The sequence below is a fragment of the Vreelandella sp. DA03-1M genome, assembly GCF_055725665.1.
Window position 1 is genome coordinate 298,466 of sequence record NZ_CM146798.1, and the last position, 17,564, is coordinate 316,029.

At 54.8% G+C, this 17,564-nt stretch carries 13 protein-coding genes and 2 tRNA genes; 14 read left to right on the top strand and 1 reads right to left on the bottom strand.

From position 1 onward, the window contains the following. The first annotated feature begins 168 nt into the window (after positions 1–168). The 3 genes from carA to greA all read left to right on the top strand — a co-directional run bounded on the left by carA (position 169) and on the right by greA (position 5,086). On the top strand, positions 169–1,314 hold the full coding sequence (carA, locus tag ACXUPB_RS01420) for a glutamine-hydrolyzing carbamoyl-phosphate synthase small subunit (protein WP_472956655.1): 1,146 nt from the start codon (positions 169–171) through the stop codon (positions 1,312–1,314). A gap of 68 nt (positions 1,315–1,382) precedes the next feature. Then, positions 1,383–4,613 (top strand): carbamoyl-phosphate synthase large subunit, encoded by a 3,231-nt coding sequence (gene carB, locus ACXUPB_RS01425; protein ID WP_472955005.1) that lies wholly within the window; start codon positions 1,383–1,385, stop codon positions 4,611–4,613. Continuing rightward, a complete protein-coding gene (gene greA, locus ACXUPB_RS01430; RefSeq protein WP_008958788.1) occupies positions 4,610–5,086 on the top strand; it encodes a transcription elongation factor GreA in 477 nt (158 codons plus the stop codon). Before carB ends, greA begins: the two co-directional genes overlap by 4 nt. Before the next feature lie 94 nt (positions 5,087–5,180). Here greA and yhbY read toward each other — a convergent pair whose 3' ends face one another. Next, the gene (yhbY, locus tag ACXUPB_RS01435) at positions 5,181–5,507 is read right to left on the bottom strand and encodes a ribosome assembly RNA-binding protein YhbY (RefSeq protein WP_008958789.1); all 327 of its coding nucleotides are present in this window, start codon (positions 5,505–5,507) and stop codon (positions 5,181–5,183) included. Positions 5,508–5,621: 114 nt separating this feature from the next. Between yhbY and rlmE the strand changes: the two genes are divergently transcribed. From rlmE to infB, 11 genes are all read left to right on the top strand, one after another. Beyond that, the gene (gene rlmE / locus ACXUPB_RS01440) at positions 5,622–6,269 is read left to right on the top strand and encodes a 23S rRNA (uridine(2552)-2'-O)-methyltransferase RlmE (protein ID WP_179916779.1); all 648 of its coding nucleotides are present in this window, start codon (positions 5,622–5,624) and stop codon (positions 6,267–6,269) included. A gap of 274 nt (positions 6,270–6,543) precedes the next feature. After that, positions 6,544–8,550, top strand: a complete 2,007-nt coding sequence (gene ftsH / locus ACXUPB_RS01445; RefSeq protein WP_179916758.1) for an ATP-dependent zinc metalloprotease FtsH — start codon at positions 6,544–6,546, stop codon at positions 8,548–8,550. Between the two features lie 114 nt (positions 8,551–8,664). Then, positions 8,665–9,579, top strand: a complete 915-nt coding sequence (gene folP / locus ACXUPB_RS01450; RefSeq protein WP_472955008.1) for a dihydropteroate synthase — start codon at positions 8,665–8,667, stop codon at positions 9,577–9,579. Then, a complete protein-coding gene (gene glmM / locus ACXUPB_RS01455; protein ID WP_335597349.1) occupies positions 9,576–10,925 on the top strand; it encodes a phosphoglucosamine mutase in 1,350 nt (449 codons plus the stop codon). The genes folP and glmM overlap by 4 nt, the downstream gene beginning before the upstream one ends. 138 nt (positions 10,926–11,063) lie before the next feature. Then, positions 11,064–11,813 (top strand): triose-phosphate isomerase, encoded by a 750-nt coding sequence (gene tpiA, locus ACXUPB_RS01460; protein ID WP_472955011.1) that lies wholly within the window; start codon positions 11,064–11,066, stop codon positions 11,811–11,813. Positions 11,814–11,817: 4 nt separating this feature from the next. Further along, a complete protein-coding gene (secG, locus tag ACXUPB_RS01465) occupies positions 11,818–12,177 on the top strand; it encodes a preprotein translocase subunit SecG (RefSeq protein ID WP_035562710.1) in 360 nt (119 codons plus the stop codon). Positions 12,178–12,225: 48 nt separating this feature from the next. Beyond that, positions 12,226–12,312, top strand: a tRNA-Leu gene (locus tag ACXUPB_RS01470). 167 nt (positions 12,313–12,479) lie between these two features. Next, positions 12,480–12,556: transfer RNA gene (locus ACXUPB_RS01475), tRNA-Met, on the top strand. 352 nt (positions 12,557–12,908) lie between these two features. Then, a complete protein-coding gene (gene rimP / locus ACXUPB_RS01480; protein ID WP_008958796.1) occupies positions 12,909–13,370 on the top strand; it encodes a ribosome maturation factor RimP in 462 nt (153 codons plus the stop codon). Positions 13,371–13,442: 72 nt separating this feature from the next. Then, positions 13,443–14,957: a transcription termination factor NusA gene (gene nusA / locus ACXUPB_RS01485; RefSeq protein ID WP_176304304.1), complete on the top strand. Its 1,515-nt coding sequence runs from the start codon at positions 13,443–13,445 to the stop codon at positions 14,955–14,957. Positions 14,958–14,984: 27 nt separating this feature from the next. Beyond that, complete coding sequence (gene infB, locus ACXUPB_RS01490) at positions 14,985–17,564, top strand: translation initiation factor IF-2 (protein ID WP_335597352.1); 2,580 nt, start codon at positions 14,985–14,987, stop codon at positions 17,562–17,564.

Consider the following 17,564-nt stretch of genomic DNA (forward strand, 5'->3'; position numbering starts at 1 on the left):
GGGATGAAACCGATTCTTTTTATCGGCTTCGTCCCGCTTTTTTACGGCCCTTGTTTTGATATTGAATGACTTTAATCGCGAGCGTCGTGGATTAATGAAGAAATTGCTGAGCCTGCGCCCTACAGGCTCCCACCAGCATGGGAGGATCTTGTTTTGAATAACCCCGCATTGAGCAAACCCGCAATATTGGCCCTGGAAGATGGTAGTGTGTTCCACGGTATCGCCATTGGAGCGGATGGAGTAACCAGCGGTGAGGTGGTGTTCAATACGGCCATGACCGGCTATCAAGAAATCCTCACTGACCTTTCCTATGCCCGCCAGATTGTAACGCTCACCTATCCCCATATCGGTAATACCGGCATTAACACTGAAGATGTTGAGTCTGCTTCTATTGCTGTAGCGGGTTTGGTGATTCGTGATTTGCCGCTAATGGCCAGCAGCTTCCGCTCAGAGCAGTCGCTGTCGGACTACCTGAAGAGCCAGAACGTGCTGGGCATTGCCGATATTGACACTCGCCGCCTAACACGCATTTTGCGTGATAAAGGTGCGCAGAATGGGGCAATTTTGGCCGGTGCGGATGCCGAGGGCGAAGATGCAGTGGCGCGGGCGCTGGAAGCCGCCAAGGCTTTCCCTGGTCTGAAGGGTATGGATCTGGCCAAAGAGGTGTCGTGTAAAAAAACTTACGAGTGGTCGGAAGGTGAGTGGACGCTGGGTGAAGGCTACGCTGATGCTTCCAAAAGCGAGCGCCCCTACCATGTGGTGGCGTACGACTATGGCGTGAAATTTAACATCCTGCGCATGCTGGCCGCTCGCGGCTGCCGCCTGACGGTGGTGCCCGCGCAAACCCCCGCCGCTGACGTGCTGGCGATGAAGCCTGATGGCGTGTTTTTAGCCAATGGACCGGGCGACCCAGAGCCCTGCGACTACGCTATCAAAGCGATTCAAGATGTGCTGGAAACCGATATTCCGGTATTTGGCATCTGCCTGGGTCACCAACTGCTAGCGCTCGCGGCTGGGGCGAAAACCGTCAAAATGAGCCTCGGCCACCACGGTGCCAATCACCCAGTGCAGGATTTAGATACCGGCACAGTGATGATTACCAGCCAGAACCACGGCTTTGCGGCGGATGAAGCAACACTGCCTGCCAACGTTCGCGCAACGCATCGGTCGCTGTTCGATGGCACCTTGCAAGGGATTGAGCTTACCGACCGACCCGCGTTTAGCTTTCAGGGTCACCCAGAAGCGAGCCCCGGCCCGCGCGATGTGGCGCCGCTGTTTGATCGCTTCGTGGCTATGATGCAGGCACGCCGTTAACGCGCGCCTCGCATCACCGTATCGTCGTCTTTTGTCGCTCATCGTCACCATTTTTTGCGGGAACCGTTATGCCTAAGCGTACCGACATCAACACTATCTTGATCATTGGCGCTGGCCCGATTGTGATCGGCCAGGCCTGCGAATTTGACTACTCTGGCGCCCAGGCGTGTAAAGCGCTGCGTGAAGAGGGTTACCGGGTTGTGTTGGTCAACTCCAACCCCGCCACCATCATGACCGACCCGGCCATGGCCGATGCCACTTACATCGAGCCGATTACCTGGCAGACGGTCGAGAAAATCATCGAGGCGGAACGCCCCGACGCGATTCTACCGACCATGGGTGGCCAGACGGCGCTGAACTGCGCGCTAGAGCTTGAAAAGCATGGCGTGCTGGAGAAGTTCGGCGTCGAGATGATCGGTGCCAACGCCGATGCGATTAACATGGCCGAAGACCGCGATCTGTTTGATCAGGCCATGAAGCGCATTGGCTTGGAGTGCCCGAAAGCGAAAGTCGCCCACAGCATGGATGAGGCGTGGGAGATTCAGGCAGAGCTGGGTTTCCCAACGATTATTCGTCCTTCCTACACCATGGGCGGCTCCGGCGGCGGTGTGGCGTATAACAAGGAAGAGTTCGAAGAGATCTGTACCCGCGGTTTCGAGCTTTCCAACAACCACGAGCTGCTCATCGATGAGTCGCTGCTGGGGTGGAAAGAGTACGAGATGGAAGTGGTGCGTGATAAAAACGACAACTGCATCATCGTCTGCGCGATTGAGAACTTCGACCCCATGGGCGTACACACCGGTGACTCGATCACCGTGGCCCCGGCGCAAACGCTGACGGATAAAGAGTATCAGATCATGCGTGATGCCAGCCTCGCGGTCCTGCGCGAGATTGGTGTGGAAACCGGTGGCTCTAACGTCCAATTCGGTATGGACCCCAAAACCGGCCGTTTAGTGGTTATCGAAATGAACCCACGGGTGTCGCGCTCCTCGGCGCTGGCCTCTAAAGCGACCGGTTTTCCGATTGCTAAAATCGCCGCGAAATTGGCGATTGGCTATACCCTGGATGAATTGCAAAACGATATTACCGGCGGGCGTACACCGGCATCGTTTGAGCCGTCTATCGATTACGTGGTTACCAAGATTCCACGCTTCACCTTCGAGAAATTCCCCCAGGCTAACGATCGCCTAACGACGCAGATGAAGTCGGTGGGCGAGGTGATGGCGATTGGCCGTACCTTCCAAGAGTCGCTGCAGAAAGCGCTGCGCGGCCTGGAAACCGGTAACGATGGCCTCGATCCGATCATTACCGATTTTACGCCGGACAACATGGCGATTATCCAGGGCGAGCTCCAGGCTGCGGGCGCCGAGCGTATTTTTTATATCGCGGATGCCATGCGCTCAGGTATGAGCGTTGATGAGGTGTTTGCGCTGACCAATATTGACCCTTGGTTCCTAGTCCAGCTTGAAGATCTGGTGCTGACTGAAAACGCCGTCGCTAAACGCTCACTGACCGACTTTTCTGCCCGTGAGATCTATCAGCTCAAGCGCAAAGGCTTTGGTGATGCGCGCCTGGCCAAGCTGCTCAGCGTCAGCGAAAAAGCGTTTCGTCAAACCCGCCATGCAGCAGGCATTCGCCCGGTTTATAAGCGCGTAGATACCTGTGCTGCTGAGTTCGCTTCTGATACCGCCTATATGTACTCCACCTATGAAGAGGAGTGCGAGGCGGATGTCTCTGATCGTCAGAAAATTATGGTGCTGGGCGGTGGCCCCAACCGCATCGGCCAGGGGATCGAGTTTGACTACTGCTGCGTTCACGCCGCCTTCGCCATGCGCGACGACGGTTATGAAACCATCATGGTCAACTGCAACCCGGAAACCGTCTCCACCGATTACGACACCTCTGATCGTCTCTACTTCGAGCCGGTGACGTTGGAAGACGTGCTTGAAATCGCCGACAAAGAGAAGCCGGTGGGCGTGATCGTTCAGTTCGGTGGCCAAACGCCGCTGAAGCTGGCCCGCGAACTGGAGGCCGCCGGTGTGCCGATTATTGGCACCACGCCGGACGCCATCGACCGCGCAGAAGACCGCGAACGCTTCCAGGTGATGATCGACAAGCTGGGCCTGAAACAGCCGCCTAATGCCACGGCGCGTAGCTTTGCCGAAGCCTTCGATAAAGCCGAAGCGATTGGCTACCCGCTGGTGGTGCGCCCCAGCTATGTGCTGGGTGGCCGGGCCATGGAGATCGTTTACGACGCCTCCGAGCTTGAAAACTACATGACCCACGCGGTGAAGGTCTCCAACGACTCGCCGGTGCTGCTGGATCACTTCCTGAGTGCCGCAATCGAGATCGATATCGATGCAGTGTCGGATGGTCAGCAGGTGGTGATTGGCGGCATTATGCAGCACGTAGAACAAGCGGGCGTTCACTCCGGTGACTCCGCCTGTGCGCTGCCGCCTTACTCCCTGCCTGCCGATGTGCAAGACGAAATGCGCCATCAGGTGAAGCAGATGGCGGTTGAATTGGGCGTTAAAGGCTTAATGAACGTGCAGCTGGCCTGGCAGGATGGCGAGATCTACGTGATCGAGGTTAATCCCCGCGCTTCGCGTACCGTGCCTTTTGTATCCAAGTGCATTGGCACATCATTGGCGCAGATCGCAGCGCGCTGCATGGCCGGTAAAACCCTTGCTGAACAGGGCTTTGAGAAGGAAATCGTACCGCACTTCTATAGTGTTAAAGAGGCGGTTTTCCCGTTCAATAAATTCCCGGGTGTCGACCCGATTTTGTCGCCGGAAATGAAGTCCACCGGCGAAGTGATGGGCTCTGGCGATACCTTTGCAGAGGCCTTCTTCAAGGCGCAGCTGGGGGCGGGCGAAGCGATACCCGCGCTGACCGGCGAGCGTAAAGCGTTCCTTTCCGTTCGTGAACCAGACAAGGCGGGGATTATCGAAGTGGGCCGTTCTCTGTTAGCATTAGGCTTTACGCTATGTGCAACACGGGGAACAGCGGCTGCTTTGGAAGCTGCCGGGCTTGCCGTGGAACACGTCAATAAAGTTTACGAAGGCCGTCCCCATATCGTCGATCTGCTTAAGAACGACGAAATCGCCTACATTGTGAACACTACTGAAGGTCGTCAGGCTATTAACGACTCTTCGGTCATTCGCCGTACTGCTCTTTCGCGCAAGGTGCCCTATGCGACCACCTTGGCGGGTGCTAATGCTGTTTGCATGGCGCTTGAGTACGGTAGTGAGATTACGGTGCGACGCCTTCAGGATCTGCATGCAGGAGCAAGTCAATGAACAAGGTCCCGATGACAGTGGCGGGAGAAAGAAGCCTTCGTGAAGAGCTCGACCACCTTAAAAGCGAAGCGCGTCCGCAGGTGATCGCGGCCATCGCTGAAGCGCGTGAACACGGTGATCTGAAAGAGAACGCCGAGTATCACGCCGCTCGTGAGCAGCAGGGGTTTATCGAAGGACGTATTCAGGAGATCGAAAGTAAGCTCTCCGTCTGCCAGGTAATTGATGTCACAAAACTGCCGAAAACCGGCAAAGTGATTTTTGGTGTTACCGTGTCACTAATGAATCTGGATACCGATGCAGAAGTCACTTATCGTATCGTCGGCGAAGATGAAGCGGATATTAAGTCTGGCCGTATTTCGGTCACTTCTCCCATCGCCCGTGCTTTAATCGGCAAGGAAGAGGGGGATGTTGTGGTGGTGAAAACCCCCGGCGGCGATGTCGAGTACGAAATAGGTAGCGTCGAATACGTTTGATGAAAAAACGCCCCTTCAATTGACCTCGGTTAGGTCGGTTGAAGGGGTGTTTTAGTGCAGCAGCATTCGTTTTAGAACGAGTACAATCTAACGGTTAGTGCCGACCGTGGTGGTTCTCAAAGCGGGTAACATTAGAAAGCTTTGGATTCACCTGCGGGTTCCTACGGTAGAGCAGCGCCATTTTGCCAATGGTTTGCACAAGGTCTGCACGGCTGTTGGCGATCAGTTCGGCTATCATGGCAGCCCGATCATCACGCTCAGGAATGGCGAGTTTCACTTTGATCAGTTCGTGATCAGTGAGTGCGCGGTTAAGTTCTGCGAGCAAATTTTCGGAGACGCCGTTCTCAGAGACGGTGACCACTGGGTTAAGATGGTGGCCAATGCTACGAAATGCTTTCTTTTGTGCCTGTGACAAGCTCATGGTATCTTGCGGTATCCCGGTTAGCGCTTAACGCTCCATCTTACGGTGAAACGTCACCGAGTGAAAGCGATCGCGTGAATGCGCCCATCTCTTATTCCAGTGTTAGATTCCCACATGCAGCAAAAGCCGCCAAGCCGTAAACATTCCGTTAGTAAAACCAGCAATAACTGGAAGAAGGAGCATTTTGACGACCAGTACGTGAAGCAGAGTTGGCAAGATGGCTATCGCTCCCGCGCCAGCTATAAGCTGATTGAGCTGGATGAAAAGGATAAACTGCTGCGACCCGGTATGACGGTTATTGACTTAGGGGCAGCGCCCGGCGGGTGGAGTCAGATTGCTGCTGAGCGGGTAGGGCCTGAGGGTGTCGTCATCGCCTCTGATATTCTAGAGATGGATGCGCTGGCCGGTGTGGACTTTATCCAGGGGGATTTTACGGAAGAGGCGGTGTTAGAGGCGATATTAAAACGTCTAGATAATCGCCGTGTAGACCTTGTGATGTCGGACATGGCCCCCAATATGAGTGGTATGGCGGCGATTGATCAACCCCAGGCGATGTACTTGGTGGAGCTAGCGTTAGAACTCGCTCGCGAAACGTTGTCACCCGGTGGTCGATTTTTAGCTAAAGTATTCCAGGGGGAAGGGTTTGACGCCTACTTAAAAGAGTTACGCGGCAGCTTTAACAAAGTAGTGACTCGTAAGCCGGATGCCTCTCGGGCACGCTCCCGGGAGGTGTATTTCCTGGCCGAAGGGTTTCGCGGTTAACGCATCATATGGTTCGATGATTTTACCTGTGATGGGATAACGGTGTATGTGGTTCATAGCCAAGATTTATCAGCGCGATTGCCAGACAGGCAAGCGCAACGTGTGTCACATTAGCCGCAATACGCGCGTGACACAGATGGCCCGAGGCATAAGACGCTTTGGCAATGGTTGAACGCTTGATGCTGATGTAATGTCGTAGTACTAAGATTATTAGTAGCAGGCTTTATTAAGCATCAGGGTTTAACTGACGGATTCTTGTAATGAGGGTAGCCCCTTGAATGATATGGCGAAGAACCTGATTCTGTGGTTGGTCATCGCGGCCGTCCTACTGACAGTGTTCAATAATTTCAGCACCGAAAGTGCACCGCAAAACACCAACTATTCTCAGTTTGTGCAGCAGGTGCAAAATCAGCAGGTACGTAGCGTCACGATTGATGGTTACACCATCAGTGGTGAGCGTACGGATGGCTCTCAGTTTCAGACGATCCGCCCATCGGCAGAAGATCCGAAACTGATGGACGACCTGTTGAGCAATAATGTGACGGTCGTGGGTAAAGAGCCAGAGCAGCAAAGTATCTGGACGCGGCTGCTTATTGCCAGCTTCCCGATTCTGCTGATTTTGGGCATCTTTATGTTCTTTATGCGCCAGATGCAGGGTGGTGCCGGTGGTGGTAAAGGCGGCCCGATGAGCTTTGGTAAATCGAAGGCCAAGCTACTCTCTCAGGATCAGATCAAAACCACCTTTGCCGACGTGGCTGGCTGTGATGAAGCCAAAGAAGAAGTCGAAGAGTTGGTCGACTTCCTGCGTGACCCCACCAAATTCCAGCGTTTGGGCGGTACGATTCCCCGCGGCGTGTTAATGGTAGGGCCTCCAGGTACCGGTAAAACGCTGCTGGCAAAATCCATTGCTGGCGAAGCGAAAGTGCCGTTCTTCTCTATCTCAGGCTCTGACTTCGTTGAAATGTTTGTCGGTGTCGGCGCATCACGTGTGCGCGACATGTTCGAACAGGCTAAGAAGCAGGCGCCCTGCATCATCTTTATCGATGAGATTGACGCCGTGGGCCGCTCTCGCGGTGCTGGCATGGGTGGCGGTAACGACGAGCGCGAGCAGACGTTGAATCAGCTGCTGGTCGAGATGGATGGTTTTGAAGCCAACGAAGGCGTCATCGTTATCGCTGCAACTAACCGCCCGGACGTGCTTGATCCTGCGCTTATGCGCCCTGGTCGCTTTGACCGTCAGGTTACCGTTGGTTTGCCGGATATTCGTGGCCGTGAGCACATTCTTGGCGTTCACCTGCGTAAAGTGCCGCTGGCGGATGACGTTAAGCCGCAAATAATTGCGCGTGGTACGCCAGGTTTCTCCGGCGCGGATTTGGCTAACTTGGTTAATGAATCAGCCCTGTTCGCCGCGCGTCGCAATAAGCGCTTGGTTAGCATGGAAGAGCTTGAGCTTGCGAAGGACAAGATCATGATGGGCGCTGAGCGCAAGTCGATGGTCATGACCGATAAAGAGAAGCTCAACACCGCTTATCATGAATCAGGTCACGCCATTATCGGTCTGGTTGTGCCTTCTCATGATCCGGTCTACAAGGTAACCATTATCCCCCGTGGGCGTGCCCTCGGCGTGACGATGTTCCTGCCGGAAGAGGATCGTTATAGCCTGTCGAAGCAACAAATTTTGGGGCAGATCTGCTCGCTGTTTGGTGGTCGTATTGCTGAAGAGATGACGTTGGGGCCGAACGGTGTCACTACTGGCGCCTCCAACGATATCAAACGCGCCACTGAGCTTGCCCATAACATGGTGGCGAAGTGGGGCTTGTCGGATGAGATGGGTCCGATCATGTACGACGAGGACGAGTCGCATCAGTTCCTTGGCGGCCCGGGCCAGGGCGGCAGTAAGATGAAGTCGGGTGATACCACCACACGACTTGATAAAGAAGTGCGTAAAATCATCGACGATTGTTATGAGCAGGCGCGCCAAATCCTGACGGATAATCGCGACAAGCTGGATGCCATGGCCGAAGCGTTGATGAAGTATGAGACTATTGATGCCACGCAGTTGAAGGACATCATGGAAGGTCGCGATCCGCGCCCACCGGAAGGCTGGGACGACGGTGATTCATCCGGCGGCGGAACGCCAGTTGGCGGCGGTGATAAGCCAAAAGCGCAAGAAGCCGATGATGATACGTCTACCAGCGCTTCTGGCAGCGACGGCGAAGAGGATGATGACGAGCCGCGCCGTCGGCCTTCAGATCCTCTCGGCGGCCCAGCGGGCCCTTAGGTGATTAGATAGTTAACCCTGCGTATAAGCCGAAGGCGCCCCGTCAAGGGGCGCCTTTTTTGTTATGCTGTACCTATAACACTGCAAAGTTTCTTTTATTGACCAGGCTGCAGCATGAAATCACTTATGGATACGTCCTCTACGCAAACAGCTGAAAATGCTTTCCAGCTGCGTTGTGGGCGCCACCTGCTGGATCTCTCGTTTCCCCGCGTTATGGGCATCCTTAATGTCACACCCGACTCTTTTTCTGATGGCGGGCAGCACGTCGCGTTAGATGACGCGTTGCGCCATGCCGAGCGGATGTTGGCGGAAGGGGCTGCAATCATTGATGTGGGCGGCGAGTCGACTCGTCCTGGCGCTACGCCTGTCAGCCCCCAGGAAGAGCTTGACCGGGTTGCCCCCGTGGTGGAAATCCTGGTGCGCGAACTGGATGCGCTGGTGTCGGTGGATACCAGTTGTCCCGCCGTTATCCGCGAGGCGAGCGAGCTGGGCGCCGGTATGCTTAACGACGTGCGCGCATTAGAGCGTGAAGGAGCACTGCTGGCTGCGGTGGGCAGTGGCCTGCCCGTTTGCTTGATGCATCGTCAGGGCGAGCCGCAAGATATGCAGCAGGCACCTGCTTATTCGCGTCCAATCGAGGAAGAGGTAGCTGACTATTTGACCCGCCGTGTGGCCGAGTGTGAGGCGGCTGGGCTGCGCCGTAATCGGCTTTTAATTGATCCTGGTTTTGGCTTCGGCAAAACCGTCGAACACAATCTACGTTTACTCAAATATATGGATACTCTGCAGTCGCTGGAGCTTCCATTGTTGGTAGGTATGTCGCGCAAGAGTATGATTGGCAAAGTGTTAGGCCGCCCGGTAGAGGAGCGTCTTTCCGGTGGTTTGGCGCTGGCAGCCATGGCGGTAGAGCGTGGGGCGAATATTCTGCGTGTACATGATGTCGCTGCAACGGTAGATGCAGTCAATATGGCGTGGGCGGTACTACAAGAAGGCTGCGAGCCGCCGCTTAACAAGGAGTCTGACGCATGACAAGGCGCTATTTTGGTACCGATGGTATTCGCGGCACAGTGGGTAAATCACCCATTACGGCTGATTTTATGCTCAAGCTAGGCTGGGCGGCAGGACAGGTCTTGCGCCGTGATAAAGGCCGAACGCGGGTGTTAATTGGCAAAGATACGCGTATCTCTGGCTACATGTTTGAATCCGCATTAGAGGCGGGGCTTTCTGCCGCCGGTGTGGATGTGTCGCTGCTGGGGCCAATGCCGACGCCAGGCATCGCCTACTTGACGCGTACGTTCCGTGCTGACGCGGGTATTGTCATTTCAGCATCGCATAACCCCTTCGATGACAATGGCATCAAATTCTTCTCCGCAGAGGGCAAGAAGCTTCCTGATGAAACGGAAGATCGTATTGAAGCCATGCTTGAAGCGCCGCTGACCACGGCAGAAGCCGCTCAGCTGGGTAAAGCAACCCGTATCGACGATGCCGCAGGCCGTTACATTGAATTTTGCAAATCAACCCTGCCTGATCGGCTTAGCTTGCATGGCCTTAAGGTAGTACTAGATTGCGCCCACGGCGCCACTTACCATATCGCGCCTAATGTGTTTCGCGAACTGGGGGCTTACGTCACCACCATCGGCGCTGCGCCCGACGGGTTAAATATTAACCAGCAGGTAGGCTCAACGCATCCCGCCGCACTGCGTGCTGCCGTCATTCAGCAAAATGCTGACTTGGGGATTGCCTTTGACGGTGATGGCGATCGCGTAATGTTGGTTGACGGCAATGGCCGCGAAGTCGATGGCGACGATATTCTCTATTTAATTGCCCGTGATCGTCATGAGCGTGGTTTGCTGCAGGGCGGCGTGGTGGGCACCTTGATGTCTAATTTTGGCCTATCCATGGCGTTGGATAAGCTGGGTATTCCTTTTGAGCGAGCAAAAGTGGGCGACCGTTTTGTCATGGAGCGAATGGCCGCCAACGGTTGGGAGTTGGGCGGTGAGTCGTCGGGTCACATTGTGTGCGGTCATGTGCAGACTACCGGTGATGGTATCGTCTCGGCGCTGCAGGTGTTGGCGCTGATGATGCGCGAGCAGAAGAGCCTACCGACGCTGCTAAAAGAGCTGGAAAAAGTGCCGCAGGCGCTGATTAATGTGCGTTTACCCGCCCATACAAGTGCTAAAGAGGTCATGGCGTCGGCGCCGCTCCAGCAGGCGGTTGCTGCGTTAGAGCATGAACTGGGCGATGAAGGGCGCGTATTGTTGCGCCCGTCAGGCACTGAACCACTGATTCGTGTGATGGTGGAGGGGCGTGCCCATTTGGATGTCGAACAATTGGCGCACAGCTTGGCTGATCAAGTTCAGGCATTGCTTAAATAAACGTGTCCCACTATTCGATATAGCTAGCTGGTCGATATAGCTAGCTGGCCCAGGAAAGCAAACCTGTGCTTGCAACAGCGGTTGTCTTGACAAGGCCGCTCCTATACCATTTCGCTCCACCTTGAGTGAGGAGAGTCGATGCGTACGCCTTTAATTGCCGGTAACTGGAAAATGAACGGTTCCGTGGCGTTGATCAACGAATTCGGCCAGGCCTTCTCTGCCGCCGTATCGCCAAAGGGCGTGGATGTCGTTATCATTCCGCCGTTCCCTTATTTGGATGCGGCGCGCCTTGCGTTTGAGGGCACGGGGCTGTCATTGGGCGCGCAAACATTGAATCCCATTCACTCTGGTGCCCATACCGGTGAAGTGAGTGGTCGCATGCTCAAAGAGTTTGCGGTCTCTTACGTCTTGGTAGGGCACTCAGAGCGGCGTCAGCTTTATAAAGAGAGCGACGAACAGATATTTGCGCGCCTGCTAGCGGCATTGAGCGTGGATATCACGCCGATTCTCTGTGTGGGGGAGTCCTTGGAGGAGCGCGACGCGGGCCGCACGATGGACGTGGTGCTGCGTCAAGTAGGGCATGTAATGTCTCGCCTGGAGCCAGACCAGCGTAAGCACGTGATTATTGCCTACGAGCCCGTTTGGGCGATTGGCACGGGGCGTACGGCATCTCCTGAACAAGCCCAGGAAGTCATGGCAGGCATTCGTGCTTACCAGGCGGGCTTTGATAAGGGGTTGGCTGAACAGCTGCGTTTGCTATACGGCGGCAGTATGAATGCAAGTAATGCGGCTGAGCTGCTTGCTCAGCCAGATATCGACGGCGGTCTAGTGGGCGGAGCCTCACTCAAGATCGATGATTTTTATGCCATTTGTCAGTCAGCAGGATAACGCCATGCAAGTTGCAATTCTTATGATCCATGTGGTGATTGCGATCGCCCTGGTGGTACTCATTCTGCTTCAGCAGGGTAAAGGTGCCGAAGCCGGTGCGGCTTTCGGGGGCGGTGCTTCACAAACCGTGTTTGGTTCGCGGGGCAGCGGTAACTTTTTATCACGCACGACGGCTATTTTGGCGGCGGGTTTCTTCGTTACCTCTATGGCACTGGCTTACTTCGCCACCCAGGCTGGTCAGGCACCAGAAGCAGGCATTCCAGACTCGCGTTTGATCGAGCAGCAGCAAAGCGTTCCGACGCTTGACGACAGGCCTGCAGACGTGGATAATACCGCGCCAGTGCTAGAGGAAAGCAGCGAGTAGTTAATCCTCGTTGTTTAGTTCGATAACGTTTCTTTAGCCTCCCCTGATGCCGAAGTGGTGGAATTGGTAGACACGCTATCTTGAGGGGGTAGTGACCGTATGGTCGTGCGGGTTCAAGTCCCGCCTTCGGCACCATCTGTTTTGCTGGCTCGCCAGCTTCCCAGAATGTCTTTTTGGGTTGTTAAATGAGAACGTCGCATTTAGCAGCTAAAATGAAAAGACAGCTTTAAGTAAAGTGTTCTTGAAGCAAGTAGTTGTTGACGTAAGTAGCTTTAGTGTCTATTATCGTCGACCTAGATTGATGCGGGGTGGAGCAGTCTGGTAGCTCGTCGGGCTCATAACCCGAAGGTCATCGGTTCAAATCCGGTCCCCGCTACCATTTTCTAGTGGCATGTTCGAAAGTTGTTTTCTCTACTACCATAGATTGAAAATAGCTTCTATCAGGTAAATCCTGGGGCGTGTTGCTGAAACGGTACTTGAAGATAGTACTGAAGAATTAGTACTTAAGGTTTCTTTTAAAAAGCCCCTTCCAGTGAAGGGGCTTTTTGTTAGCAGCTTTTGGTTAGCAAAAGCATTGGGCTAGCGCCCGCTTGTCGCTAATATGAGTAATCTTAATAGCGGATGCGTCCGGATAACCGGGAGCACATTTCCGAGTAACGCCAATCAGCCACCTAGCTTTTCTAATAACTCCTGGCCAGGTGCCTGATGCAACGGCTATAGGAGCTTTGTCTGTGGCCACTAAACACGCTGCGCTTCACGCGCTGATCGAACCTGTTGTTGCTGCCATGGGCTTTGAGCTATGGGGCATCGACCATCTTTCCCAGGGCAAAAATTCGCGGCTGGTGATCTATATCGAGCGCGAGAGTGGCGTTAGCGTAGAAGACTGCGCAGATATTAGCCGCCAAGTCAGTGCTGTTATGGATGTGGAAGACCCCATTGCCGGTGAGTATCGGCTGGAAGTCTCCTCGCCAGGCATGGCACGTCCCTTGTATTCCCTGGATCAGTTTACCCGCTTTCAAGGTCATCACGTCGCGCTCAAGCTGCGCACTGCCTTTGACGGGCGGCGCAAGTATCAAGGGCTTCTGGTCGGTGTTGAGGGGGATGAAGTACTCATTCAACTGGATGGCGAAGAGTATTGCTTTCCTATTGAAAGTATTGATTCTGCTCACATTGTACCGCAGTTCGACGATTGACCGGGTGGCGGCGCTGCCGGCAGGCTGCCGGGGTGATGCACATAAGGATAGGTTTTCTGGCGAGGCATACGCATGAGTAAAGAAATTTTAATGGTCGTAGACGCGATCTCCAATGAGAAGGGCGTCCCACGTGATGTCATCTTCGAAGCGGTAGAAGCCGCTCTTGCGAGCGCGTCACGTAAGCGTTTTGACAAAGAAGAAGCCAATGTGCGCGTGCATATTGACCGTCGCACCGGTGAATACGAAACCTTCCGCTTCTGGACTGTCGTAGAAGACGACGAGTTTGAAACGCCAGATTACGAAATTAAAGAGACCATCGCCGAGCAGCGTGATCCGCCGCTAAAGTTGGGCGATGTGGTCGAAAAAACCATCGAAAACGCATCGTTTGGTCGTATTGCTGCGCAAACCGCCAAGCAGGTGATCGTACAGAAAGTACGTGAAGCTGAGCGGGCTGAAGTCGTGCGCCAATATGCTGATCGCGAAGGCGAACTGGTAGCGGGCATCGTTAAAAAGACCACTCGCGACGGCCTGATCATTGATTTGGGCGAAAACGCTGAGGCGTTTTTACCCCGCAATGAAATGATTCACGGTGAGCGTTACCGCATGAACGAGCGGGTGCGCGCCCTGTTGGTCAAGGTAGACCCAGACGCTCGTGGCGCCCAGCTCCAGCTGTCGCGGACATGTCCCGAGCTGATCATCGAGCTGTTCAAAATTGAAGTGCCTGAAATCGCTGAGCAGCTGATTGAGATTAAAGGCGCTGCTCGTGATCCGGGTTCGCGCGCCAAAATTGCGGTAAAAACCAATGATCGCCGCATCGACCCGGTGGGTGCATGTGTGGGTATGCGCGGTTCGCGCGTTCAAGCAGTCTCTTCCGAGCTGCAAAACGAGCGTGTCGATATTGTGTTGTGGGACGACAATCCGGCCCAGTTGGTCATTAATGCCATGGCGCCCGCCGATGTTGGGTCTATCCTTGTTGACGAAGATGCCCACGCGATGGACGTGGCCGTGGCGCAAGATAATCTGGCTCAGGCCATTGGCCGTAGCGGTCAGAACGTGCGTTTGGCCTCTGAGCTTACCGGCTGGCGGATTAACGTCATGACCGAAGAAGAAGCAGAGTCTAAGCGCGACCAAGAGATTGATAGCCTGGTGGACTCTTTCATCCAGCACCTTGAAGTGGATGAAGATGTCGCTCGCCTGTTGGTGGAAGAGGGGTTCACTACCCTGGAAGAAGTCGCCTACGTGCCGATGGAAGAGATGCTCGAAATCGAAGAGTTCGATGAAGATTTAGTAGAGCAGCTACGCGCACGTGCGAAAGACGAGCTGCTGACGATGGCCATTGCCTCGGAAGAAGCGCTAGACGGTGCCCAACCAGCAGCTGATCTGCTGGAGATGGATGGCATGGAACGCCACCTGGCCTTCATTTTGGCCAGTCGCGGCATTGTCACTATGGAAGATCTCGCCGAGCAGTCTGTCGACGATCTGGTCGATATCGAGGAGTTAGACGAAGCGCGCGCAGCGGCACTGATCATGACTGCCCGTGCGCCCTGGTTTGAAGTCGATGACGCATCGGATTCGAACACACAGTAAACAGGTCACGGGCTGAGGAGGGTCAATATGTCAGATATGACAGTTAAAGATTTCGCAGGAAAGGTGGGCCGTGATGTGCCCCGCCTACTAGAGCAAATGAAAGAAGCAGGTTTAGAGCACGCTTCTGAAAGCGATGCTGTGTCTGAAGAAGATAAGCAAAAGCTGCTGAGTTTCTTGAAGAAAAGCCACGGTGGCAGCGACACCGCTGAAGCGGGCAAAAACCGCATCACGCTGACGCGCAAAACCCGTAGCCGTATTAATACCGGCGAGCGCGGCAAAACTATCGAAGTGCAGGTACGTAAGAAAAAGACTTACGTCAAAAGCGCTGAAGATGAGAAGCCGAAAGCGCCAGAGCCTAGCTACACCGGCCCACGCCAGTTAGTGGGCGATATGGCGGAAGCGGAAGCTGAGCGCAAAGTAAACGATGCGCGTGTCGCTGAAGAAAAAGCAGCTGCGCAGAAGGCTCAGGCAGCTAAAGCGGCTGAAGAAGCAGCGAGCAAGAAAGAAGCCGCTGCTAAGAAGCCAGCTGATGCCAAGCCGAAAGCTGAAAAGGCGCCTGTAACGCCTGAACTTGATGTGCCTAATCTGCAAATCGACGATACCCCGTCGGGCGACGATATGCCGCCAGCGCCGCCGAAAGAGGGCCGCTCTGACCGCCGTACCGCGCCGCCGAAGAAAACGGCAGCGAAGGCCAAAGGTCGTCGTGACGATGAAGATCGTGGTGATCGCGAAGAGCGTAAACGTGGTGGCGGCGGTAAGAAGGTAAAACGTGCGGAACAACGTCGTGGTGGTCGCCGTGGTGGCAACCAGACCGGCAATGGCAAGCACGCCTTCCAGAAACCGACTCAGCCGATGGTGCGTGAAGTTTCGATCCCTGAGTCTATCAGCGTGGCGGAATTGGCCGACAAAATGTCGATCAAGGCCAATGAAGTGATCAAGGCCATGTTTAACATGGGCGCGGCGGTTACCATCAACCAAACCATCGATCAGGATACGGCGGCGATTGTGGTGGAAGAGATGGGCCATACCGCGAAGCTGGTGAAAGATGACGCGCTGGAAACGGAAATGCTCGAAGGCATCTCCTACGAAGGCGAAGAGATCACTCGTTCACCCGTTGTGACGGTGATGGGTCACGTTGACCACGGTAAAACCTCGCTGCTGGATTATATCCGTAAAGCGAAAGTGGCTACCGGTGAAGCAGGCGGTATTACCCAGCATATCGGTGCATATCACGTGGAAGATAACCACGGTGGCGTTACCTTCCTGGATACCCCAGGCCACGCGGCGTTCACCGCCATGCGTGCCCGTGGTGCCAAGGCAACGGACGTCGTGATTCTAGTCGTTGCAGCGGATGACGGCGTGATGCCGCAGACCATTGAAGCGATTGAGCACTCCAAAGCCGCTGAAGTACCGATGGTGGTGGCGGTGAATAAGATCGATAAGCAGGGTATCGACCTGGATCGCATCAAGAACGAGCTTTCCCAGCACGGCGTGATTTCGGAAGAGTGGGGCGGTGACACCCAGTTTGTTCACGTGTCTGCTAAGACAGGTGAAGGTATGGAAGAGCTGCTGGAAGCGATCCAGCTGGCCTCCGAAGTGCTTGAGCTAAAAGCCGTGCCTTCCGCGCCGGGTAAAGGTGTGGTGGTTGAGTCACGCCTTGATAAAGGCCGTGGCCCGGTCGCTACCGTACTGGTTCAGAACGGTACGCTGAAAAAGGGCGATATCGTCCTGGCGGGTCTGCACTATGGTCGTGTGCGTGCGCTGACCAACGAACTTGCCCAGCAGGTTGATTCGGTTGGCCCGGCCATGCCGGTAGAGATTCAAGGCTTGGGCGGAACGCCGGATGCCGGTGATGACTTTATGGTCGTCGCTGACGAGAAGAAAGCCCGCGAAGTGGCTAACTTCCGTCAAGGCAAGTACCGCGAAGTGCGCTTGGCGCGTCAGCAGAAAGCCAAACTGGAGAACATGTTCAGCCAGATGGGCCAAGACGAAGTGGCCAAGGTCAATGTCGTCCTCAAAGCCGACGTTCAAGGCTCACTGGAAGCGATCAAAGGCGCCCTGGAAGAGCTCTCCACCGATGAAGTCGAAGTGGCTGTGGTCTCCTCGGGTGTGGGCGGTATTACCGGTACCGATGCCAACTTGGCACTTGCTTCTGAAGCCATCGTGGTCGGCTTTAACGTCCGTGCTGACGCTGCTGCCCGCGAGATCATCGAGCGTGAAGGTCTGGATCTGCGCTACTACAGCGTTATTTACCAGCTGATCGACGAGGTCAAACAGGCGATGAGCGGTATGCTCGCCCCTGAGTGGAAAGAAGAGATCGTTGGTATTGCCGAAGTACGTGACGTCTTCCGTGCGCCGAAGATTGGTGCGATCGCCGGTTGTATGGTGATTGAAGGCAACGTGCATCGTAATAAGAAGATCCGCGTGCTGCGTGATGACGTGGTGATCTACGAAGGTGAGCTCGAATCGCTGCGCCGCTTCAAAGACGATGTGCAGGAAGTGCGCAACGGCATGGAGTGTGGTATCGGCGTGAAGAACTACAACGATGTCCAAGTCGGCGATAAGATCGAAGTCTTCGACCAAGTGAAGGTCGAGCGCAGCCTGTAA